This is a genomic window from Rhizobium favelukesii (assembly GCF_000577275.2).
GTDB classification, from domain to species: Bacteria; Pseudomonadota; Alphaproteobacteria; order Rhizobiales; family Rhizobiaceae; genus Rhizobium; species Rhizobium favelukesii.
Genome location: NZ_HG916852.1, coordinates 3247554 through 3269064 on the forward strand (window position 1 = coordinate 3247554; position 21511 = coordinate 3269064).

A 21511-nucleotide genomic window follows, 5' to 3' on the forward strand; every position below is an offset into this window, starting at 1 on the left:
CGAAGGGAGCCGCCTCCACGGCTCCCCGCTCGCCTCATGAGCGCTGACGCGCTCAGGCGATCAGCTCCATTTTTCCCCCGGTCGGTATGTTGGGTGCCGTGGCGTTCTCGACGATGACGAGATCATAACCCTTGCCACCCTGCTTCAGCCGCCACTGGCCTCCGACAAGGGGCGTCTTGGCGACATTCTTTTGTGCAAAGGGCGGCAGTTTCTCGCTGCCCCAGGCGATCGGCCCAACAAGCGTATCAAGCTTCGTTTCACCAATGACCTTGGCCACGGTCTCGCCGTCACTCGGATCCTCGGCTCGCTTCATGACATCGACCCCGAGTTCGAACAGCGCGTGCGCAAATCCGATCGGCTGTGTCCAGGGCCGGCCCGTCGCCTTGGTGAAGGCGTCGGCGACCTGCGCCGCCGTCTCGCCCGTCAGTGATGATTTGAACGGGTGGCTTGGCGTCCACCAGACCTCGGTCGAGAGATTGTGACCAGCATCGCCGAGCGATTCCACCGTTTGCGGGAAAAGCAGAGCCTTACCCACTGAGGCAACCTTTGGCTTGAAGCCCTGCTGCTTCGCCTGATTCCAGAAGGTCGTGAGATCCGGTGGGATAACGACACCGGTGACGATCTCGGCGTTCGCCTGCTTGAATGCGTTGATCTGCGCGGAGAAATCATCCGAAAGGTTCTGGAAGCGGCCTGGATCGGTCAGCGTATAGCCGAGCTTCTCGAGCACCGGCGGGAAGCCCACGACCTTGTCTCCCCACGCGTTGCCATCCCCGTCGTTGGGGAACAGTCCGCCGACCTTCTTGTTGGTCTCGACCTGGCCCCACATGCCGGTAAAGACGGCAATGATGTCCTCGAGCCCCCAGAAGAAGTGATAGGCGAAGTTGAACGGTTTCCAGGAATTCGGGTCGCCGGGATTTGCCTGCTGGCCGATGAACCATGGCTGCCACGGCGCCACCGTGGAAATGCAAGGCATTTCTTCGGCTTCGCAGGTCGTCGACACCGGGTTGGTTGTTTCAGGCGTCGAGGAAACGAGGACCAGGTTTACCTCATCGGCGACGATCAGTTCCTTGGTCACCTCGGCGGCACGATTGGGATTGGACTGGCTGTCTTTGACGACAATCTCATAATCGAGGCCCATCTTCTTGGTCGTCGCCAAAAAGTTCTCGATCACGAACTTGTCGGCCTCGCCGAAGGCGGCAAGCGGTCCGGTTTGCGGACTGACATAGCCGAGCTTGATCGAGCTCTTCTGTGCCAGCGCCGGCAAAGCCAGCCCGGATGTGGCGGCAAGCACGCCGGTGGCTGCCGTCTGTTTCAGGAATTCGCGCCTGGTTGTCATCTCATTCTCCTCCCATTCCCCCTTGTGTGACGACTAATTCTCCGGCCGGCGGCCCTCCCAGGCCTGCTGCAGCAATGCGCGGATCGATTGCCGATCGATCGATCGAGGATTCCAATAGGGGTTCTCGACCGCGACCTGGCTTGCCTTGTCGAGGTCGGCCTCGGTCAGGCCGAGATCACGCAGCGCCCGCGGCGCGCCGATCGACTTTGCAAAGTCCCAAAGCCCGCCGCCGACCGAATCTCCGAAAATCTCTGACACAGGCTGAAGAAGCTCCGGCACCGCCACGGCGTTAAAGGCCGCCGTGTGCGGCAGCATGATCGCATGCGTCTCGGCATGCGGTGTGTCGAAGGTGCCGCCAAGCGTGTGGCAAATCTTGTGATGCAGGGCCATGCCAACCGCTCCGAGCACTGTGCCGCAAAGCCAGGCGCCGTAAAGACCGCCCGCCCGCGCCGTGAGGTCACTCGGCGTCGCGATGATTTCCGGAAGTGCAGCCCGGAAGGCGCGCAAGCCTTCGACAGCCATGAGGGTCGAGATCGGGTTGCGGTCCTGCGCGTAGAGCGCTTCGACAGCATGGGCCATGGCGTTTAGACCCGAGGTCACAGACAAACCAACCGGAAGGCCCGTTGTCAGCGTGGCATCGTAGATCACCACTTCGGGCAGGATCCTGGCATCTTTCACCGTCGACTTGCGCCCTCGGTTTGACCAAGGATCGGCGTGACCTCCGAGCCTGCGTAGGTCGTTGGAATGACGATCTGTGGCAAGTTCGTCCGATAAGCGATGGCCTTGCCGAGACCCGTCGTCGAGCCGCCGCCGAGCGACACGACGCAATCGGCCCCGCTTTCCCCGACCAGCTTCATTGCCGTCTCGGTGACATCGACAGGCGTGTGCATGACGGCGCCGCTGAACACGCCGACGGCCAGCGACCCGATCTTCGTAGCCAGTGCCTTCGCGTCACTCTTCTGCTGTGGCGTGGACAGAACCAAGGCTCTCCGGCGACCGATCTTGGCGATCCAGTTTGCCACCTCTTGGCTAGCCCCTTCGCCGAAAACGATATGGGCCGGGCTGCCGGCATAGTGAAAGGACAGGCTCATTTTGTTTTCTCCGGTCTTGCCCGCACCATCACGAAGGTGAAATCGACCTGCTTCATCTGCGACACGTCTCCGCTGACCGGGCAAAAGTCCAAGACCAGCTCAGGTTTGACGCCAAACAACGCGTCCTCATGGAGATGCGGATCGTTTTGATCATAGACATGCGTGGTGATCGTCTCGAAACCTAAAGCGCGGACCACAAAATGCAGATGCGCCGGCCGATGAAGGGGATAGCCCGCGGCTGCCAGCAGATGTCCGACCGGGCCGTCGTCGGGCACGCTGTATCCTTTCGGCATGACCGTGCGGTAGTTGACGCTTCCATCGGCATCGGCGCGGAAAAGGCCCCGCAGGTTGTGCTCGGGCTGCAGATCCGGCTGCTGGTTCTCATAGAGGCCCTGGGCATTGGCCTGCCAGGTGATGAGCTCGGCCGAGGGGATCGGGTGCCCGTCGAGGTCGATGATCCGGGCCGAGACGCAAAGCGGCTCTCCCACGCCATCAAGCGAAATCGAGCTGCCCAGCGGGCGCTCCGGCACATCACTGCGAAAGAACGGGCCGCGGATGGTGTTGGGGGTTGCGCCTTTCGGCCGCCGCGAATTGATCTCTTCCACGAGGGCCGACGCACCAATCAGGTCGGAGAGCAACACCCACTCCTGACGGCGTTCATCGGAGGCATGGCCGACTTCCGTCAAAAACGCGATCACCCTGCGCCAATCATCCTGGGTGGGCCGGAATTCCTTGATCAGTTCATGCGTGTGCTTGGCGACTGCCGCCATGAGGCTGGGCAACTGGTCGCCCTTGCCGGAGGGCATGCGCTCAGCAAACACGTCGGAGGAAGTGGCTTCACTGAAAATAAGCGCATCGGCTGCCGGCGGCATGCGTCCCTCCCAAGCACTCGCATCGTTGCTCAGAGTAACTTAGCAGGCCAGTACTGGCTGATTGATGATTTGATTCAACTTTAATATAACAGATCGTTATGAAGATTGACGAACGTCACCTGATACAGCTCGCCGCTGTGGTCAAGACCGGCGGCGTGACCGAGGGAGCGGCCCTCCTCGGACTCGCGCAGCCGGCCGTCTCGCGCACGCTGTCGATGCTTGAAATGCGTCTCGGCGAGCCATTGTTCATCAAAGGACGCAGACCGTTGCAGCCGACGTCGCTTGGCCTGTCACTGGCTGAGCAAGGGCTGGTGATGCTGGCCGCGTCCCGGAAAGCGTCGGATCTGGTGGAAAGCTTCCGCGTCGGCAAAAGCGGCGTCGTGCGCGTCGGAGGCACGCCCTTCTTCATGGATGCGCTGATCGCAGGGTTGTGCGCCGAGTTTCAGGTCACCCATCCCGACGTTCGGATCGATCAAAGCTACGGCTACTTTCCTGATCTGCGGGCTGCGCTCAAGGCCGACCAGATCGACCTTGCCATCTGCCCGATCGACATTCTCGACGAAGGCTCCGGCTTGGAATTCCAGCAGATCTTGCCGGGGCGCAACGTGATTGCCTGCCGCGTCACGCATCCGCTGCTGCTGAAGCGCCGGCCGCAGCCAAGCCAGCTTCTCGATTATCCCTGGGTCGCCCCGCCGCCTGGCAGCCCGCTGCTTGCCGATCTTCGCGCCCTGCTGCTCTCCTTCGGCGCAACCGAGATCAAAATCCGCTATTCCGGCGGCTCGCTGATGAGCGTGATCAACTATCTCAAGGCGGCCGACGCCCTGACCGTCATGCCGCACAGCGTGGTCTTCGCATTGCGCAAGGAAAAATCCATCACCGCCCTACCCCTGACGATCCCGCATCCGGAGCGAGCGCTGGCAATTCTCACGCGGGCGGACTCGGCGCGATCGCCTGCGGTCGATCAGTTCGCGCAACATATTCGCTCCGGATTCGAAAGCCTGCGTCATCTGATCAAGAGGCATGAGGAGGCTGTGGTCTGGGGGCGGTAGCAGCTTACCGCTACCGCCATGATAGGCCAGTGGCGACCAATGTCGCCTCCGCGACGGTCAACGACCTCGCAGGCTCGCCTTCTGGGCCACCGCGGCCGAGCTTGTCAGGAAGTGGCTGCCCCTTTGGCGTGAACTCGAGCGACCCTGAATTTATGCAGAAGCGCTCACCGGTGGGAGGCGGGCCGTCCGGAAAGACGTGGCCCTGGTGCGCACCGCAACGCGCGCAAACGATCTCCGTCCTGACTGTGCCGTAGCGGGTATCGCGAATATGCCGCAGATGACCCTTCGCGACCGGAGCCGTGAAGCTCGGCCAGCCTGTGCCGCTTTCAAATTTCGCAACAGCCCTGAACAGGGGAAGACCGCACAGGTGGCAGGTATAAAGGCCCTCGCGTCGCTCGTGGAGGAACACGCCACAGAACGGCGCCTCCTCACCATGCTCAAGCAGCAAATGGCGGTCCTCTTCGTTGAGGTCCGCCACAAACTGCTGCATCTGTTCTCGAGTGGGAGGAGTGAGATCGAACTGCAATTCGAGGACATCACGCATTCCTGGTCCTCTTTGGCCCCGGCGGATGCCTGGAAACCCTTTTCAGACAGGTTACTGTCACCAACGGGATGGCGCCGTCCCGATTGTGTCTACGCCGACCGCAGCGAATGGAACGCAGCTCTGAGTTCGGAGGTGAACGCTTTCGGCTGCTCCCAGGCAGCAAAGTGCCCGCCCTTGTCGAGCTTGTTGTAGTGGATCAGCTTGGGATAGGCGCGCTGCGTCCAGCTACGCGGAGCCGCATAGATCTCATCCGGAAAGACGCTCACGGCAACCGGGATGGTGACATTCTTGACAGCAAAGAATGCCAGCTTGTTTTCCCAATAGAGGCGCGCCGACGAGACGGCAGTGTTCGTCAACCAGTAGAGTGTGATGTTGTCGAGGATATCGTCCCGCGTCAGGCCTTCGGTCTTTCCATCGAAGACGCGCGCGATCATCTCGTAGCTGCGGATATCGTGGTCGATCATCCATGCCGCTAGGCCGACTGGCGAGTCGGCGATTCCATAGAGCGTCTGCGGACGGTTCGCCATTTCGAGCGCATAGCCGAGCCCGTGCTTGTAAAAATCGTCCAGCTGATCGTAGGCATGCTGTTCGTCGGGAGAGAGGCCCTTCGGCGCCGTACCGCCGGGCTGCAGCGCTGCGGCGATATCAGCCGGAACGGTCGCCGGCATGTTGACATGGATGCCGAGCAATTCCGGAGGGGCAATCAGAGCCATCTGCTCGGTGACCGCATCCCCCCAATCGCCACCCTGCGCCACGTACTTCTCATAGCCGAGCCGCTTCATCAACTCGATCCAGGCATTCGCGATGCGGATCGGGTCCCAGCCGGTCGTGGTTGGCTTGCCTGAAAAGCCATAGCCGGGCATCGACGGGATGACCAGATGGAAGGCATCCGACGCCTTCCCGCCATGCGCCGTCGGGTTCGTCAACGGTTCGATGATCTTCAACTGCTCGATGATTGAGCCCGGCCATCCGTGCGTGACGATGAGCGGCAGTGCGTCCTTATGCTTGGAACGAACGTGAATGAAGTGAATGTCCACCCGATCGATCGTGGTGATGAACTGCGGCAGGGCATTCAGCTGCGCTTCGACCTTGCGCCAATCATATTCGTTTGCCCAGTAGCGAGCGAGTTTCTGGGTCGTCGCATACTGTACGCCTTGCGAACTGTCGTTCACCGTTTCCTGCTCCGGCCATCGGGTCGTGTTGATGCGCTGGCGCAGATCGGCAAGTTGCGCATCGGAAGCCTTAAACTCGAAGGGGCGGATTGTATTGCTGTCGTCACCCGCTGCGGCGAATGACCCCGGCAGGAGACTAACGGCGCCGGCAACTGCTGCAGATGCAAGCAAGCTACGCCGTGTGACCGATGATGATAGAGCTGACATATCGTCCTCCTATGTCGGTTCATTCGGATGCCTGGCACATTTTCACCGAAGGCCGGGCTTATCCATTGTACGATGGTGTCGGCGATACCTTTGCATTGTTCTCGCCGAGAGCGTTTTCCACCCCTTCAGATGAGGTTGGTCGACACGTCGATATTGCCACGCGTTGCCTTTGAGTACGGGCAGATCTCATGCGCTGCATGGAGAAGTTCTTCTGCGACGTCACGCTCGATACCCGGCAGGCTTACATTGAGGCGCGCGCGCAGGAAGTAAGAACCTCCGTCGGCATTCAGATCGATTTCGGTATCGATCTCAGGATCGACGGGCAGCTTGATCTTTCTTTGCGCTGCGGCGACCTCGATGGCGCCAATGAAGCAGGCCGACCATGCGGCGCCAAAAAGGCGCTCAGCGGCCGGGTGCGGCTGCGCCAGCCGGAGGTCCAACTCGCCGTCGCTGCTGCGTGTAAAACCGTCGCGACCGCCCTTGTTGTGTGTCTTGCCGGTAAAGAGGAGCTTCTCGGTCATGGTGAAATCTTTCGGGTTGCGTTTACTCGTATCCGCTTCATTCGGACACGATTTAAATAGATCAACGAAACGGAGCTGTCAATACCATTGCGATTTAATCGGATACGATTTATATAAGAGGGAACGAAGAGAAACCGAATAGGATCTCCCATGTCCGCATCTAAAACCGCAAAGAGCCTGGTGGTTGAGACGCCCTCCTCCGGCGACACCGACAGCAAGGGCAACACGCTTTCAAACTTTCTGTGCTTCGCAGTCTACTCGGCAAACCTCGCCTTCGGACGCGCCTATAAACCGATCCTGGATAAGCTGAACCTGACCTACACCCAGTACATCGCGATGGTTGCCCTGTCAGAGAAGGACGACCAGACTGTGGGAGCTCTCGGCGAAAAGCTCTTCCTGGAATCAAACACGCTGACACCGATACTCAAGAAGATTGAATCCTTGGGTTATATCCAGCGCAAACGCGATCCTGCTGATGAACGGCAAGTCCGCGTGACGCTCACCCCCGCCGGACGCAATCTTGTGGAGGCCGATCCCGGAGCACCGCTGGTCGAAGCCACTGGCCTGGGTGAGGACTTTCCGGTCGTGCAGAAATCGGTGGTGCGGCTGCGCAACAACCTCCTGAAGGTGATAAAGGACGGACCGGCGAAGGATTGATTATTGTCGCTGCCAGTGAGCGTCGATGCGTTCGGCGCCCGCCTCGGCCCTCGGATGCAGCCGTCCAGGTTTCGTTGTTCGGAAAGTGGAAAGAAAGTGTCGGGCTTTTAGGTTGTGCTTCCAGCAATCCGCGACGGACCCTCGAACACAAGATTTCGGCGTGGCGGCACCCGTAGCGCCGCTGTTTGCGAGCCCCGCGGTGTAGCCTTGGACAAGGCCTTCGCTGATCGAAAGCCGAGCACCGGAATTGCTCGAGGCGTTGCAAAAATAAAATAGCATGACCGATCGAACGTCACCCGAACTGGCCGACACCCGCGCGAACCCGACGGCATCCCTTCTACCGCAATGACACCAAGGCAAGCTCATTTGCCTCCATCATCTCGGCCGCCTTGGCGTATCCGCCACCCATGCCGTCGAGAAAGTGCAGATGCGAATCCGGCTTTCCCGAAGGCACAAAGCAGGTCATGAGCGCGTGGGACTGGCGGTGCAGTCCGAAGTTGACCTCGCCCCGCGCCTTTGCCGCAACCAGGATGGCTTCGACTGTTTCGATCTGTTCGCGAGTGCAATCCAGCGTGAGACGCAGGCCATCGTCATATTTGCGGAAGTCCGAGTTGGAGGCGACCGCCGGCCAGCCTTCGAGATCGACTGTCCTGGCGCTGTCCTTGGCGATGGCGGTATTCCGCGACAAGGGTTGGGCCTGCCGCGTTCCGGCGTCGAGAACGGAAAGCACGCACTTTGCCAGCGACGCGAAGGCTTCCGGGCTCCTGTCTTCGTATGGCTCCACCAGCAGCGAGAGGATCTCGCCCCGCTGGCTGAGAAACGGCTCCCAATCGCAGGTCAGGCCGGTCAGATCGGGCTTGGTCGTGTAGCTGCCTGGCTTCACCAGGTATCGCCCGTTCTTGATTTGCCGCTCGGCCCATTTCAGGCCACCGCCGGCAAACATCGCATAGGTCGCGTTTTCAGAGGCGGCGTAGCGCGCAATGCGCACGTCGCGTCCATTGGCACGTATTTCACCCACGGTCAGCAAGCCGGCCCGAAGAGCAAGATTGAGATTGGCCTTTGCAAAGGCGCTCACCTGCCGCAGCGCGGAAGTCGCGGTCATGATCCCCTGGGGCGGCAGCGCGAATGCGGCTCCGTCGCCGCGGAATACGAAGGGAAAATCGAAGTCGCCCCACGCGTTTCCGACCGCGGCGATCACCGACGCACCAGCGTAGTTGACGTCTTCGTAGCGTCCCGACTTAATCGCCGACGTCGAGCCGACGACATCCGTTATTCCGACCAGCCAATCATCGGGTAACGCCTCATAGATAGAGGGGTCGAGCACTCGCGAAAACTCGCTATAGGCCCGGGGCGTGTTTGGATGATCGCTACGCATCGAGCGTCCGCCGGCCTGCATGGCGGTAATCGCCGATTGCATCGACTGCCTGAACCTGGTCTCGCCGGACATAGCGACGTCCTTTCCGCCAATTTAATTCGCGCCCGAATAACTCGGATGCGCTTAAATACGCGAACCGCGTCGCTACGTCAATATATTTGTGATTTAATCGGATACGATTTATGAACAAGGATGCAAGAGGGGAACGGCCGGATCACGCTTCGCATGACTGAATCGTAAGGACCGAGGTCTGCGAATGACGACCTCGTGGTTTCTGAACAGCGGTAGACGGAGGCATCATACGAAAGAGGGTCGCATGCAAACAGCAGTATCCGTTTCAAGCCCGACATTCCCCAAAAGGCTCATAGCTGGAAGCCGCGCAATAGCCGGCCGCTCCCAAAGTACATGTGGATTACCGTATGTGATAAATTCCATGTTTCAGTGCTTCAGGTAGCATGCGCTTGGATGATTACATTTCCTAGTCATCAAGAGGTCACTGCAAAACTCACGTCGTCTGTTTTGCGGTGACCTCGCCAAAATCCAAGCGACCGACGCCCAGAGATGCCTTCAACGGCTGGTCGCAATGCCGCCATCGACATAGAGCATCTGACCGGACGCCACGGCGTGTGACAGGCCGAAGCCTTGCAACGCATCGCCCGAGTACCCATCTTGTGGCGGTCACCCGAAAAATTCGAACATGACATGGTCGACGCATCGTGCGTCGCATCTTGGTGCGTTTCCTCCGAGCCGCTGATGGAAACCGAGGCCGCCATGTCGAGAACGCCACCATGCGGCAAAGGACTTCAATTGAACAAACCCAAAGCTCCCGCCGCACCAGCGGCGAGCCCGCGCGAGCGCGATGACGCCGCTCGCCGCCCGGACAAGAACTGGAAACCTTACCCCTGCCTTCTCACGCGTCGTGAACTGCAGGAACTGATCGCCCAGCAGCTTGGCTGAGAGGCAAACCACTGAACCTCAAGAACAAGGAGAAAAAGATGCAGGTCATTGTCAGAGACAACAACGTCGAACAGGCCATGCGTGCATTGAAGAAGAAGATGCAGCGTGAGGGTCTGTTCCGCGAAATGAAGGAACGCCGAGCCTACGAGAAGCCGTCCGAGAGACGCGTGCGTGAACGGGCACAGGCAATCGCCAGGCAGCGCAAGGCGGCCCGCAAGAAGTTGCAGCGCGAAGGCCTCTTGGCCTCCCCCAAGCGGCGCTCATCCGGCCGATAACGTGTCGCGACTATTGTCGCCGGGTGTCCTCGGCGGCAGCTCCATCCCGAGAAAGGTCAATTATGGAAGAACTGCATAGCCTGACTGTTTCCGATGAACGTCTCGAGGACTGCCGGGACGTGATCGAGCCGGATCTTCAGGATCTGATCCGTATGACAATCGCCTCCGGCTTTACCGCCGAAGAGGTTCTGATCGCAATCAGCGAACTCGTGGCGGAGGACTACGCCGTAACGGCCAAACTGCCAAGCGTGCACTGATTGGCCCGCGCCCGCCGGTCGACAATCGCCCCGGGGATCAACATGGCGAGGCACGGTCTCACGCCGGCGTAGGGTGTTGATCGGCTCCGACGAACACCTACATCCCGCTTATCGTTTGTTGGCAAAGAGGAGGTTCATCATGAACACTATCAGCCATGCAACCGAACAAAGGTGGGCTGCGCCCGTGGCTATACGGATTGGAGCACGCCCCTGTGAGCATATCCACGGTCCTGCCGAAGCAGTTGACTATCTGGAGCACAGGTGGCCGATCCAAAACAGCATGCACCTTGAAGCCGCCAAGCGCAGATGCGTGGAAGCCATGAATTATCTCGCGCACCTGGAAGCCGCACGAGACGCTTTCGTCGCAGCTGCCGTAGAGGCAGAGGTCCTGGCATGACTTGCGTCGGGGCGAAGGCTGCTAGATTTGGCCGCCTTCGCCCAACGGCGCGCAAGTCCAACCCGCACGCCCAAGCAAACGCACACGTCTTACAGTAACGGGCTCAGCCACTTCAGTCGGCCCAAAGCTGCGCTGACGATCTAGTGCGTTGTGACGGACTTCGCAGAACGCGCGCGACGGGGCTTGTCTTCGGGAGCTGCGGTTATCGCGATCGCAGCCACTTTTGTCTTCTTCCCGGCTTGTTTTTCAGCTGCGGTTTTCGTCGCAGCTCGCGGCTTTGCCGATTTCGCCTTGGCCGTCGACTTTGTCGAAGCACGGCCAGTTGAACCATCGGCCTGCTCGCCGAATTCCTTGAAGGCTGCCAGCCAATGCTTCATATCCTGACCGTGGGGGCGTCCCTCCTGCTCCCAGATCTCATAGGCGCGGCGGCGGATTTTCTCTTCATGCTCTTTCATGTGAAGGATCCTACTCTTCGTTGCAACCCGATCTTAACTGGCGCAAGCGGTCCAATAGGCAATGGAGACACCGGCATCGATTGATCGAATGAAGCCGGCCGCGGCGGCGAATTAAAGCAGCGATTGTCTTTTCCGAAATGCCTCTATCTACCCCCGCGCGAACGACTTAAAGCAGGAAGGAAAGCGAGATGAAACGCCTATCGATTTTGCTTCTTCTGGCAGGAGTGACGATTGCCGGATGCACGCCGACCGAGCAGGGCGCGGGAATTGGTGCGGCCTCGGGCGCGGTCATTGGCGGTGTGGCGACCGGCAATGTGCGCGGTGCCGCCGTGGGTGCCGCCATAGGTGGCGTCGCTGGCGCCGTTATCGGCAACGTCGCAGGGCAGCCTGGTCAGTGCTACTACCGGGATCGTTACGGCCGGCGATATGTCGCCGCCTGTCCGCGCTGAGCATATTCTAGGGCGCGCCAAACGCGAGGCTGATGTTTGGCGTGCTGGCGTCCCGCATTGCGCTCAGCCTTGACCGCGAAAGATCGCGACCGTGGCGGCAACAAGCTCGGCATTGTTCGCTGCGATCGCCCCGTCGGGAAGAAACTTTCCATCTTCGAGGCCGACGCGCGTGGAATAACGCTGCTCTTTGGCCAGTTGCACGAATGGCCAAACGGTGGCGTCGAAACCATGCATCAGGATGGGCCGCTGCACATTGGCACGCTGAAGCGTATCGACGATCCCCTTCGCGACATCGCGAGCGGCTTGCAGCTCCTGCTCGTTGTCGAGCTCGATGAGTATGCGCAACACCCGCTCATGTGCTTCAAGGCGAATGTATCGTTCCGCGTCCGCGACTGATGCCAGCCCAACTTCGATCCCAATTCCCTTTTCGCGGAGTAATGTCATGACGGCCGGGGCGTTGCTTTCCGAAAGGTTCACTGACGCATAATCGGGCAAGACACCCCACTGACGAATGGCCTCCAGGGTTCGCAGCTCGTCACCTTCAATCCAGGCCCCGGTTGAGACGCCCACGAGAGAGCCGGGGCACGTGCGTCGAACCGCATCGATCGTCTCATCGACTGCTACAAGACTTTCATTTCCGTCAGCAGCACGCGGGTGAACATGGAGTTCCGCGGCGCCGGCAGCGACGACAGCAGCAGCGTCCCTTGCGATTGCCTCAGGCGTCAGAGGCAATCGCGGATGGTAATCGGTTGGCCGCGCGCCATTGATGCAGGCTTGAACGATCACAGCGGGTGTTTCCTTATTGCCCCGTCGCAGTTGACATCATGTTGCCTGTTTTGGTGGCTGATACCGATAGTGTCTTCACAGCGGCCAAAAGACCATGCTGAAAATCAGCTCTTCATGAGCACCCGCGCCTGGACCGGTTGCTGTATCCCCTTGAGCAAGAGCAGGCGGGCCTCGGCCCCCGAGGCAAGATGCGCAGCCTGAGCGGCGGTCTCCGGCGATATTATGATCTCGTCAGCACGGGCCTGAGATTCCAGCCGCGCGGCCAAGTTAACGGTCCCACCGATCGCGGTAAAATCGCTGCGGAAGCTCGAAAACTCACCGATCTCGACCTCGCCGCTATGAATGCCGACACCGACACCCAACCCTTGATCGGCGTCAAGGCTGTCGAGCGCGGCCGCGCAGCGTCGCTGTATGTCCATTGCCGCCATAACCGCTGCGGCAGCGTGATCCTTCCGCACGATCGGAAAATTGAAGATCGCCATCAGACCGTCGCCCATTTGCTTGTTGACGATGCCGTCGTGAGCCCAGATCGCCTGCGCACACCGGTCCTGGAACAGACTGACAATGTCGCTCAATCTGACTGGTTCAATCTGTTCCGAAAGGGCTGTGAACCCTCTGATGTCAGCAAACAGGATGGTGACGCTGGCGGTGATCTGGCGCTTCTTCTTGACGTAGCGAAACGACCGCTCGCAAATCGTGCAAATGTTCGGGTTCATCTTGCTGCGGGTGACGCCAAATACGCGGAACGGAAGCGCAAGCGCGCCCCGGATCGGAATGGGCACGTGCATTTGATCCCAGCACCCCCGGCAAATCCTGGCGTCGCCGTGACTGACCGGGTCTATCGGATGGGAGGCCGTTGTCATGATCCGCGATCCCTCCAGCAGAAAGGCCGGCTGTTGCCCGGCTCGAAAAACAAACTTCTAATATTCGCCGGCAGTTGGCAACTCTTGGGGTTGGGGATCACTGAACATCTGCCGTGGGACGCGCTGATCATCAGAGGTATGCTGCGACAACGTCCGCTGCTTGGAGATCGTCGAGCTTGAAAGAGGCATGGCGATTTTTCGGCTGATGAACGCTTGTGGGACGGCAGCGCCTGCTGCCATTTGCACATAACTGGCTGCAACGTTCGTCTCTTTTCCTTGCAAAAAACCGCACTTTATGTTAATGACTGTCCAGTCAGTCATATTTTGGTGCAAAGGGGATGGCAGAAAAAAAGCGAGAAAGACGAGATCCGGAGCAGCGTAGAGCCGAGATCCTGGCGGCCGCCTTTGCCTGTTTTGCAGAGCGCGGTTTCGCCGCGACACGGATGGAGGATGTCGCAGCCCGCGCAGGCATCGCCAAAGGCACGGTCTACCTGCATTTCCCCGACAAGGAGCGATTGTTCATCGAACTCGTGTCCGGTGTTGCCTCCCCGATCCTCGGGGAAGTCGGCGGCTTGGTGCAGAAGGAGATGATCCCGGCGCGTACCGCCGTGTCGATGTTCTATGCGCTCTTCAAGCGCGAGGTTTTGGAGACGGAGCGTCGGCACCTGCTGCGGCTGATCCTTGCCGAGGGTCCGATGTTCCCCGTTGTGACCGAATTCTACTACCGCGAGATCATCACCAAAGGCCTCGCGATCGTGCGTGTCCTGCTTGCCCGTGCCGCTACGCGCGGCGAGCTACGCAATCCCGCCGTGGCCGACGTCCCGCAACTGGTCATGGCGCCGGCCTTGATGTCGATCATTTGGACGACGCTGTTCGAAGGCTACGAGCATCTCGACACGCAGAAACTCTTCGACACGTTTCTCGACACGCTCTTCGTGCCGGAAGGAGGCGCGATATGAAACGAATTCTCATCGTCGTTATCGTGGCCGGCGCGGCGCTTACCGCCCTGCCCTTCCTGTTTTCCGACAAATCCCAGCGCGCCTACCAAGGCTGGATCGAGGCTGACACGCTGTTCATCGGCGCGGAAAACAGCGGCCGCCTGGTCAAGCTCGATGTCGCGGAAGGCCAGGCAATTGCGCCCGGTGCGCCGCTCTTCAGTTTGGACTCGCAGAGCGAGGAGGCCGCAGTCGGCGCCGCACGCGCTTCGCTCGCCCGCCTGCAGGCCGAACTGGAGCTCGCCGAAGCCAAGCAAAAGCGGCCGGAAGAAATAGACATGCTGCGCGCCAGCGAACGTGAGGCAATCGCCCGACTCGAGCTTGCCGCACAGGATCTCGATCGCACCCGCGTCCTGGTCGAGCGCGGCACCGCAACAAAGGCAAACCTCGACACGGCGACGGCCACCGAAGCCGCTAACCGTGCCGTCCTCGACAATGTCCGCAGCCAGATTACGCTCGCCAACCTGCCCGCCCGCATTGAGACGCTGCGCCAATCGAGGGAGGCTGTTGCAGCCGCAAAGGCCGATCTCGCCTCTGCAGAAGCAGCGCTCACCCGCCGCTTCGTCTCGGCTCCGGCAACAGGCAGCATCGAGACCGTCTATTATCGCACCGGTGAGGTCGTGCCCGCCGGCCGGCCGATCGTGGCCCTCCTGCCGCCAGAGAACATCCGCATCCGCTTCTTCGTGCCTGAAACCGAGATTGCGCTGTTTTCGCTTGGTCAGTCGATCCGCGTCGCCTGTAACGCGTGCCAGCCCACCGATGCGAAGATCAGCTTCATCGCAAAGAACGCCGAGTATACGCCACCGGTAATCTACAGCCTCGAAGAGCGTGCCAAACTCGTCTACCGCCTCGAGGCGATCCCCGCCGATCCAAAGGCGTTGCGCCCGGGCCAGCCGGTGGATGTCACTGCGGGAGCCCGACCATGAGCGACACGGCAATGGCCATCGACGCGCCCGGGACCGTGATCGACGTCCATCACCTCACCAAGAGTTTCGGCAGCAGAAAGGTGGTCGATGACCTTTCGATGTCGGTCAAGAAGGGCCGCATTCACGGCTTTCTCGGCCCCAACGGTTCCGGCAAGACCACGACGATCCGCATGCTCTGCGGCCTGCTGACACCAGACAGCGGCGATGGCACCTGCCTTGGCTTCGACATCCTGACCGAGAGCGATCGCATCCGCCGCCGCGTCGGCTACATGACGCAGAAATTCTCGCTCTATCAGGACCTGTCGATCCGGGAGAATCTGGAATTCGTCGCCCGCGTCTACGGCCTGCCTGACGCCCGCGGCAAAGCAAGCGCCGCCATTGAGCGCCTCGGCTTGAAAGGCCGTGAACAGCAGTTGGCAGGAGAGCTATCGGGCGGCTGGAAACAGCGCCTTGCGCTCGGTGCCTGCATCCTGCCCGAACCGGCGCTGCTCCTCCTCGACGAGCCGACGGCCGGCGTCGATCCCAAGGCCCGCCGGGATTTTTGGAACGAGATTCACGCGCTTGCCGCCGACGGTCTCTCGGTGCTGGTGTCCACCCATTACATGGACGAGGCGGAGCGTTGCCATGAGATCGCCTATATCGCCTATGGCAAACTGTTGGCGCAGGGAACGGTGGACGAAGTCATCGCCGGCACCGGCCTCGTGACATGGACCGTCTCCGGCGCGGAGGTGCATCGCCTCCAATCCGAACTCGAGAACGAGCCGGGCGTGGACATGATCGCGCCGTTCGGGACGAGCCTGCATGTTGCCGGCCGCGATCCCCAGGCGCTCGAGAAGGCAATCGCGCCTTACCAGGAACGGTCCGATCTCAAGTGGCAAAAGGGCGAGGCAACGCTGGAGGATGCTTTCATCGATCTGATGCGCCGCTCGGAGGACAATTTTCAATGACGACCACAGTGGCAAATGGCAATGGCGGCACTTTCGGGCGTTTCTGGGCGATGACCGTCAAGGAATTCATCCAGATGACGCGCGACCGCATAACGCTGGCGACGATGGTCGCCTTGCCGATCATGCAGCTGTTCCTGTTCGGCTTTGCGATCAACACGACGCCGCACAACCTGCCGACCGCAGTGCTGATGCGCGAGAATACCGATGTCGGCCGATCCATCTTGGCGGCCCTTCAAAACACGGATTTTTTCCAGATCCGTTCGGTCGTGACGCGCGCCGAGGACATGGATTCGATTCTGCAATCCGGCAGGGCACTGTTCGTGGTGGAAATTCCCGAGGGATTCGAACGCTCGCTTCGCCGCGGCGATACGCCCTCGCTGCTGGTCGCGGCCGACGCCACCGATCCGGTCGCGTCGAGTTCGGCGCTCGGCGCGCTTTCCGGCATCGTCACGTCGGCTCTCGCCAACGACCGCCAGGTCGAATTTTCCGAACCGACCAAGCCCGCCTTCTCCCCCGCCTTCTCCATCGTCCAGCACCGTCGCTATAATCCGGCCGGTTCATCGACCCTGAATATCGTGCCCGGCCTGCTCGGCACGATCCTGACGATGACGCTGCTGATCTTCACGGCTCTCTCGGTCACGCGCGAGGTGGAACGCGGTACGATGGAGAACCTGCTCTCCATGCCGATCAAACCGCTGGAAATCATGCTGGGCAAGATCGCGCCCTATGTGCTGATCGGCCTCATCCAGTCGTTGTTGATCATCGGCGCTGGCCTGCTTGTGTTCCACGTCCCAATCCTCGGTGGTCCGGCCTCGCTCGCGGCAGCGACCACGCTCTTCGTCATCACCGACCTCTCGATCGGCTACACTTTCTCGACGATCGCGGCCAATCAGTTGCAGGCCATGCAGATGGCGATGATGTTCTTCCTTCCGAATATCCTGCTGTCGGGCTTCATGTTCCCGTTCGCCGGCATGCCGAAATGGGCGCAATGGATCGGTGAGGCCCTGCCGCTGACCCACTATATCAGGATCGTCCGGGCGATCATGCTGAAGGGCGCCAGTATCCAGACGCTTGCCTATGACACGATCGCCCTCGCCTGCCTGATGGCCGTTGCCATGCTCATCGCCGTCCGCCGCTTCCGCAGGACATTGGATTAGTCGCAGGCTGATGTCCGCGGTGCGGATCCCTTCGCGGTACACACAACAGGCTGCCTGGCTATCTGGGCCGGCGAACGGCCCGGACCTTGCCGCTGGTTCCCCCGCCACAAAAGAGGCGATCTGCGCCATCGGACTCGAGCCCCGATATGGTCAGGCCAGGCGGCATGTCGATGCGTTCCAACACGCGCCCGCTCTCAGGTTCAACGCGCCGGATATCGCTCTCATCGCCTTCCCAAGTGGCGTGCCAGAGTTCGCCATCGACCCAGGTCACGCCGGTAACGAAGCGGCTGGACTCGATGCTGCGAAGAAGCGCGCCGGTGTCCGGATCGATCTGATGGATCTTTCGGCCACGGTAGTCTCCGACCCAGAGCGTTCCTTCAGCCCAGGCAAGCCCGGAATCACCGCCATTGCCGGGGGCCGGGATCGTCGATAGCACCTCGCCGGTCTTCGGATCGATCTTCTGGATCCGGTCTTCCGCAATCTGGAAAAGATAGCGCCCATCGAAAGCCGTTCCGGCATGTGCGGCAACGTCTATCGAGTGCACGACCTCGCCGACCTCGGGATCGAAGGCATTGAGCTTGTCGCCGGAGGCAAACCAGACATGCCGGCCGTCAAAGGTGACGCCGGCAACACGGTCCGCGTTCGGAAAGGGGCCATATTCACGAAGGATTTCAGCTTGGCTGTGTTTCATGGGCTTATCCTAGTCGTTCGGCAGTGGACCTGGGAGCAACAAAGTTGACGGGAAACCCGGCAGCGACGGTATCGTCCACCGGCGCGCCGGCCCGCGTCCGAAGGATTGCACCTTGCCCGTTGCCGCCAGTGCGTCAAGCGCCCGCTGCACTGTGCGTGGGCTTGCACCGATCGCGATCGCCAGCGCCGAACTCGACCAGGCCTCCCCATCCGCCAGAAATGCGAGGACCTCACCATGCTGCTCCTCGACGGGCGGGGCCAGGATGATCACCTCAGCGGCGCGACGCGGTGCAAGCACAAAGCCGTCCCTCGTCGCTCTGATATCCGCTATCCTGTGAAGCTCGCCGCGCAGCCGTCCGACTTCGACACGCAGCCTGGCGCGATGCGATTCATCGGCGTCCTTCGCCCTGAATGCACGGGCAACGAGGGCGTTCCGCGATGCGTCTGTCGGCCAGCTCTGCGCGAGCGCACGCGCCAGCGCGAACAACACCGGGCGCGTCGTCAGCGAAACAACCGCGTCCGCGTCCCGCACGACATAGCGACATGCATCGACCACGAGCGCCCCTGACGCCAGCACCGCCTCGACCTCCTCCAGCAGCAAGAACCGCTCCTCGCCACGCCTGATCAGTCGTGCCGCCGGCGTTCTCAGAACCTCGAAGGCCCCTTCGACCTCCGCACGAAGTGCGGGAATGCCCGCCTCGCGCGCAGCATTTTCTGCCCGGCGCAGCGCCGCGCGCGCAACGCCTGTCTGGAGACGGCGGATAGCAATCCCGGCGACGACGAGTTCGTAGCCCGTCAGCAAGGGGGGCGTGAGCGGCGCCGAATCGACCCCGGCGAGCAGGCGTTCGGCCTCGTCGAGATGGCCGATGAGAAGCAGCCGCCGGGCTTCGAGATGCCGTGCATGTGCGGCGTTCAAACGGTCATCATGCGCTTCGAGCACCTCGCGCGCGGCGGTAAGTGTCTTGGCCGGCCAGCCTAGATCGCGCGAGACGAGCGCAATTTCTGCTTCGGCGACGAGGCAGCGCGCCCGCGCGACGGGTTCTTTTGGCCCGAACGCACGGGCAGCCGCCTTCAGCAGGGCCTTCGCCCGGACGAGATCGCCAAGCTGTGCCATCGCGATGCCCCGAAGCGCGAGCGCAGGCGCATCGTTACGCAACGCGACCCTCTTCAAGGCACCGAGAAGATCACCGGTCGCGAGCAGCCTCGCCGCAGCGATGATCATCGAGTCCATAAAAATCCCGTCAAACTTGTCACTCCCACCATCTCCCACTCCGGCTCTAGTCTGCTCACGACCACCAAGCAGCCGCAAGTGGCGGCAATGCTAAGCCCACAGGCAGCAACAGGAGAAGCATGATGACGATGCATATCACCGGTACACGCGAAGAATGGCTTGCGGCGCGGCTCGACCTGCTCGCAGAAGAGAAGGAACTGACACGGCGCAGCGACATGCTGGCGCAACGCCGCCAGGAACTGCCGTGGGTGCGGATTGACAAGGAATACCGGTTCGAGACCGCCAATGGCAGCGCTTCGCTGATCGATCTCTTCAAGGGCCGTTCGCAGCTTCTCATCTACCATTTCATGTTCGGACCCGACTATACGGCCGGATGCCCCTCCTGCTCGTCGATCGCAGACGGCTTCAACGGCGTCGCCGTCCATCTCGAAAACCATGACGTCGCCTTCACCGCCGTTTCCCGCGCACCGCTTGCCAAGCTGCAGGCTTTCAAGCGACGGATGGGATGGAGCTTCGACTGGGCATCCTCTTTCGGCAGCGATTTCAACCTCGACTTCAGCGTCTTGTTCAGCGAAGAGCAGCAGCGCGAAGGCGGGATAGAGTATAACTATCGCCGCGAGCCACCGGCACGGGTGCTATCAGAAGGCCAGACCGTGCAGGAATGGAAACTGCGCGGCAGCGAGAGCCCAGTCGCCCAGATCGCCGCAATGACCGGGACGGATGTCGCGACGTACACGCGCGACCGGCCGGGTGTCAGCGCCTTCGTGCTCGAGGACGGCGCGGTCTACCACACCTACTCAAGCTATGCGCGCGGCCTGGACAGCATTTGGGGCGTGTATCAATGGCTCGACCGCGCGCCCCGAGGCCGCAATGAGCAGGGTATCTGGTGGCGGCTGCATGACGAATACGGCCAGGGATGACGCTCATGCTTTCCTCCGACCAGACACGGCGCAGCACATCCGTCGAGACACCGACCGGCAATATAGCAGGCGTCGGCGATTGGCTGCGCCTGGCAGCGGCGCCAACCTTCGCCATCATGGCGACTGTCACCCTGGCAAGCGGCGGAGCAGATATGATCTGCTCCGCAATGCAGGACGTTTTTCCTGTGGATGGCATGACGACGATGTACCTGCTGATGTGCGTCTTCCACCTGCCGCCGTGGTTGCGCCTGATTTCCGGACGTCCGGCCGAACCTGGGCGGCCCTGATGCGCAGACCCGGAACTGTCGCTACCGGCTAAGATTCCGGGCGCCAGAGCGTGCTTTGCTCCGCCCTTGTCGACTTCGGGACCTCGTTGCAAAAGGCAATGGCGATTGCACCGAGTGCCTTGCATTGCTCCCTGCCCGCTCCACCTTAAGCCCCGAGTAAAGCCACCCAACCAGACAGGCAATCGGGAGAAGGTCCGTGCCATTCAGTTCCACGATCTCAGCGGCCGCATCGGGACAATTTTCGATCGGCACCATCACCATCAATCGTCTCGGCTTCGGGGCGATGCGTATTACGGGACCCGGTATCTGGGGGCCGCCTGCAGACAAGGCCGGAGCGTTGGCAACCCTGCGTCGCCTGCCCGAGATCGCCGTCAATTTCATTGACACGGCCGATTCCTACGGCCCCGACGTGTCCGAAGAGCTCATCAGCGAAGCGTTGTATCCTTATAAGGGGCTGTTGATTGCGACCAAAGCCGGGCTGACCCGCGAGGGGCCGGACCGGTGGACGCCGAAGGGGCGGCCGGAATATCTTCTCGACCGAGCGAAAGGCAGCCTCAAGAAGCTTCGCATCGAGCGGATCGACTTGTGGCAACTACACCGCATAGATGCAGCGGTCCCTCGCGAAGAGCAGTTCGGGGCGGTAAAGATGCTCCTGGATCAGGGCCTCATCGCCCATGCCGGCCTCAGCGAAGTGTCGGTTGAAGACATAAAGGCCGCCCGAAAGGTATTTCCCGTGGCGACGGTTCAAAATCGCTACAACCTCGTGGATCGGGGCAGCGAGGATGTGCTGGACTACTGCGAGCGCGAGGGTATCGGCTTCATTCCATGGTACCCACTGGCGGCAGGCGAGCTTGCCCGTCCTGGCTCCATTCTTGACATGCTGGCCAAGAAGTATGGCGCGACGCCAGGCCAGATTGCTTTGGCGTGGGTGCTCAAGCGCAGCCCCGTGATGTTGCCCATTCCGGGAACCTCCAAGGTGAAGCATCTCGAGGAAAATGTTGCGGCCGCTAGCATCGTTCTCGATGAAGGGGACTTTGTAGCCCTGGACGAAGCGGCTCGCCAATCTGGCTCCTAACGCAGACGTGAACCCGAGCG

Annotated in this window: 26 protein-coding genes and 1 pseudogene; 14 read left to right on the plus strand and 13 right to left on the minus strand. The window is 61.0% G+C overall.

All coding sequences use genetic code 11. The annotated features are described in order from the left end of the window. Positions 1-52: 52 nt before the first annotated feature. The 3 genes and pseudogenes from LPU83_RS54670 to LPU83_RS54680 form a co-directional block, all read right to left on the minus strand. On the minus strand, positions 53-1336 hold the full coding sequence (locus tag LPU83_RS54670; protein ID WP_024316089.1) for an ABC transporter substrate-binding protein: 1284 nt from the start codon (positions 1334-1336) through the stop codon (positions 53-55). 33 nt (positions 1337-1369) lie between these two features. Next, positions 1370-2427, minus strand: a pseudogene (locus LPU83_RS54675) (maleylacetate reductase). After that, positions 2424-3299, minus strand: coding sequence for a dioxygenase family protein (locus tag LPU83_RS54680; protein ID WP_024316090.1), 876 nt, complete (start codon positions 3297-3299; stop codon positions 2424-2426). Before LPU83_RS54680 ends, LPU83_RS54675 begins: the two are co-directional and overlap by 4 nt. Positions 3300-3397: 98 nt before the next feature. Between LPU83_RS54680 and LPU83_RS54685 the strand changes: the two genes are divergently transcribed. Beyond that, positions 3398-4348 carry a LysR family transcriptional regulator gene (locus LPU83_RS54685; protein WP_024316091.1) on the plus strand — a complete coding sequence of 317 codons (951 nt, stop codon included), beginning with the start codon at positions 3398-3400 and terminating at the stop codon, positions 4346-4348. A gap of 10 nt (positions 4349-4358) precedes the next feature. Here LPU83_RS54685 and msrB read toward each other — a convergent pair whose 3' ends face one another. The 3 genes from msrB to LPU83_RS54700 all read right to left on the minus strand — a co-directional run bounded on the left by msrB (position 4359) and on the right by LPU83_RS54700 (position 6792). After that, positions 4359-4892: a peptide-methionine (R)-S-oxide reductase MsrB gene (msrB, locus tag LPU83_RS54690; RefSeq protein WP_024316092.1), complete on the minus strand. Its 534-nt coding sequence runs from the start codon at positions 4890-4892 to the stop codon at positions 4359-4361. Positions 4893-4981: 89 nt separating this feature from the next. Continuing rightward, positions 4982-6271 carry an epoxide hydrolase family protein gene (locus tag LPU83_RS54695; RefSeq protein ID WP_024316093.1) on the minus strand — a complete coding sequence of 430 codons (1290 nt, stop codon included), beginning with the start codon at positions 6269-6271 and terminating at the stop codon, positions 4982-4984. Positions 6272-6396: 125 nt separating this feature from the next. After that, the gene (locus LPU83_RS54700) at positions 6397-6792 is read right to left on the minus strand and encodes an organic hydroperoxide resistance protein (RefSeq protein WP_024316094.1); all 396 of its coding nucleotides are present in this window, start codon (positions 6790-6792) and stop codon (positions 6397-6399) included. A gap of 150 nt (positions 6793-6942) precedes the next feature. On the opposite strand from LPU83_RS54700, the gene LPU83_RS54705 reads away from it, so the two are divergent. Beyond that, positions 6943-7449 carry a MarR family winged helix-turn-helix transcriptional regulator gene (locus tag LPU83_RS54705; protein ID WP_024316095.1) on the plus strand — a complete coding sequence of 169 codons (507 nt, stop codon included), beginning with the start codon at positions 6943-6945 and terminating at the stop codon, positions 7447-7449. Positions 7450-7786: 337 nt separating this feature from the next. Here the strand turns inward: LPU83_RS54705 and LPU83_RS54710 are convergent, their stop codons facing one another. Then, complete coding sequence (locus LPU83_RS54710) at positions 7787-8824, minus strand: DUF3095 family protein (RefSeq protein WP_024316096.1); 1038 nt, start codon at positions 8822-8824, stop codon at positions 7787-7789. A gap of 771 nt (positions 8825-9595) precedes the next feature. Between LPU83_RS54710 and LPU83_RS73110 the strand changes: the two genes are divergently transcribed. The 4 genes from LPU83_RS73110 to LPU83_RS54725 all read left to right on the plus strand — a co-directional run bounded on the left by LPU83_RS73110 (position 9596) and on the right by LPU83_RS54725 (position 10710). Then, positions 9596-9781: a hypothetical protein gene (locus tag LPU83_RS73110; RefSeq protein ID WP_051166692.1), complete on the plus strand. Its 186-nt coding sequence runs from the start codon at positions 9596-9598 to the stop codon at positions 9779-9781. 38 nt (positions 9782-9819) lie between these two features. Next, on the plus strand, positions 9820-10056 hold the full coding sequence (gene rpsU / locus LPU83_RS54715) for a 30S ribosomal protein S21 (protein ID WP_024316097.1): 237 nt from the start codon (positions 9820-9822) through the stop codon (positions 10054-10056). Positions 10057-10118: 62 nt separating this feature from the next. Beyond that, positions 10119-10313: a hypothetical protein gene (locus tag LPU83_RS54720; RefSeq protein ID WP_024316098.1), complete on the plus strand. Its 195-nt coding sequence runs from the start codon at positions 10119-10121 to the stop codon at positions 10311-10313. 139 nt (positions 10314-10452) lie between these two features. Further along, positions 10453-10710, plus strand: a complete 258-nt coding sequence (locus LPU83_RS54725; RefSeq protein ID WP_024316099.1) for a DUF982 domain-containing protein — start codon at positions 10453-10455, stop codon at positions 10708-10710. Between the two features lie 140 nt (positions 10711-10850). On the opposite strand, the gene LPU83_RS54730 is transcribed toward LPU83_RS54725, so the two are convergent. Then, positions 10851-11165, minus strand: coding sequence for a DUF2934 domain-containing protein (locus LPU83_RS54730; protein ID WP_024316100.1), 315 nt, complete (start codon positions 11163-11165; stop codon positions 10851-10853). 188 nt (positions 11166-11353) lie between these two features. Here LPU83_RS54730 and LPU83_RS54735 point away from each other — a divergent pair, with 188 nt between their 5' ends. Beyond that, positions 11354-11614, plus strand: coding sequence for a YMGG-like glycine zipper-containing protein (locus LPU83_RS54735; protein WP_024316101.1), 261 nt, complete (start codon positions 11354-11356; stop codon positions 11612-11614). 63 nt (positions 11615-11677) lie between these two features. Here LPU83_RS54735 and LPU83_RS54740 read toward each other — a convergent pair whose 3' ends face one another. The 3 genes from LPU83_RS54740 to LPU83_RS54750 all read right to left on the minus strand — a co-directional run bounded on the left by LPU83_RS54740 (position 11678) and on the right by LPU83_RS54750 (position 13584). Next, positions 11678-12400, minus strand: a complete 723-nt coding sequence (locus LPU83_RS54740; protein WP_024316102.1) for a 3-keto-5-aminohexanoate cleavage protein — start codon at positions 12398-12400, stop codon at positions 11678-11680. Positions 12401-12504: 104 nt separating this feature from the next. Then, complete coding sequence (locus tag LPU83_RS54745; RefSeq protein ID WP_024316103.1) at positions 12505-13263, minus strand: adenylate/guanylate cyclase domain-containing protein; 759 nt, start codon at positions 13261-13263, stop codon at positions 12505-12507. Positions 13264-13320: 57 nt separating this feature from the next. After that, positions 13321-13584 (minus strand): hypothetical protein, encoded by a 264-nt coding sequence (locus tag LPU83_RS54750; protein ID WP_157997363.1) that lies wholly within the window; start codon positions 13582-13584, stop codon positions 13321-13323. Positions 13585-13601: 17 nt separating this feature from the next. On the opposite strand from LPU83_RS54750, the gene LPU83_RS54755 reads away from it, so the two are divergent. Genes LPU83_RS54755 through LPU83_RS54770 form a run of 4 tightly spaced genes read left to right on the plus strand, consistent with a single transcriptional unit; the run spans position 13602 to position 17288 of the window. Further along, entirely contained in the window at positions 13602-14222 is a 621-nt protein-coding gene (locus LPU83_RS54755) for a TetR/AcrR family transcriptional regulator (protein ID WP_024316105.1), read from the plus strand. After that, positions 14219-15184 (plus strand): HlyD family secretion protein, encoded by a 966-nt coding sequence (locus LPU83_RS54760; RefSeq protein WP_024316106.1) that lies wholly within the window; start codon positions 14219-14221, stop codon positions 15182-15184. The genes LPU83_RS54755 and LPU83_RS54760 overlap by 4 nt, the downstream gene beginning before the upstream one ends. After that, positions 15181-16131, plus strand: a complete 951-nt coding sequence (locus LPU83_RS54765) for an ABC transporter ATP-binding protein (RefSeq protein ID WP_024316107.1) — start codon at positions 15181-15183, stop codon at positions 16129-16131. Before LPU83_RS54760 ends, LPU83_RS54765 begins: the two co-directional genes overlap by 4 nt. Continuing rightward, entirely contained in the window at positions 16128-17288 is a 1161-nt protein-coding gene (locus LPU83_RS54770; RefSeq protein ID WP_024316108.1) for an ABC transporter permease, read from the plus strand. Before LPU83_RS54765 ends, LPU83_RS54770 begins: the two co-directional genes overlap by 4 nt. 58 nt (positions 17289-17346) lie before the next feature. On the opposite strand, the gene LPU83_RS54775 is transcribed toward LPU83_RS54770, so the two are convergent. Then, positions 17347-17979 (minus strand): Vgb family protein, encoded by a 633-nt coding sequence (locus LPU83_RS54775; RefSeq protein ID WP_024316109.1) that lies wholly within the window; start codon positions 17977-17979, stop codon positions 17347-17349. 9 nt (positions 17980-17988) lie between these two features. Beyond that, complete coding sequence (locus tag LPU83_RS54780) at positions 17989-19209, minus strand: hypothetical protein (protein ID WP_024316110.1); 1221 nt, start codon at positions 19207-19209, stop codon at positions 17989-17991. A 122-nt stretch (positions 19210-19331) separates the two neighbouring features. Here LPU83_RS54780 and LPU83_RS54785 point away from each other — a divergent pair, with 122 nt between their 5' ends. The 3 genes from LPU83_RS54785 to LPU83_RS54795 all read left to right on the plus strand — a co-directional run bounded on the left by LPU83_RS54785 (position 19332) and on the right by LPU83_RS54795 (position 21491). After that, positions 19332-20129 carry a DUF899 domain-containing protein gene (locus tag LPU83_RS54785; RefSeq protein WP_024316111.1) on the plus strand — a complete coding sequence of 266 codons (798 nt, stop codon included), beginning with the start codon at positions 19332-19334 and terminating at the stop codon, positions 20127-20129. Between the two features lie 5 nt (positions 20130-20134). Then, positions 20135-20416 carry a hypothetical protein gene (locus LPU83_RS54790; RefSeq protein WP_024316112.1) on the plus strand — a complete coding sequence of 94 codons (282 nt, stop codon included), beginning with the start codon at positions 20135-20137 and terminating at the stop codon, positions 20414-20416. A gap of 196 nt (positions 20417-20612) precedes the next feature. Continuing rightward, complete coding sequence (locus LPU83_RS54795; RefSeq protein ID WP_024316113.1) at positions 20613-21491, plus strand: aldo/keto reductase; 879 nt, start codon at positions 20613-20615, stop codon at positions 21489-21491. Positions 21492-21511: the final 20 nt, after the last annotated feature.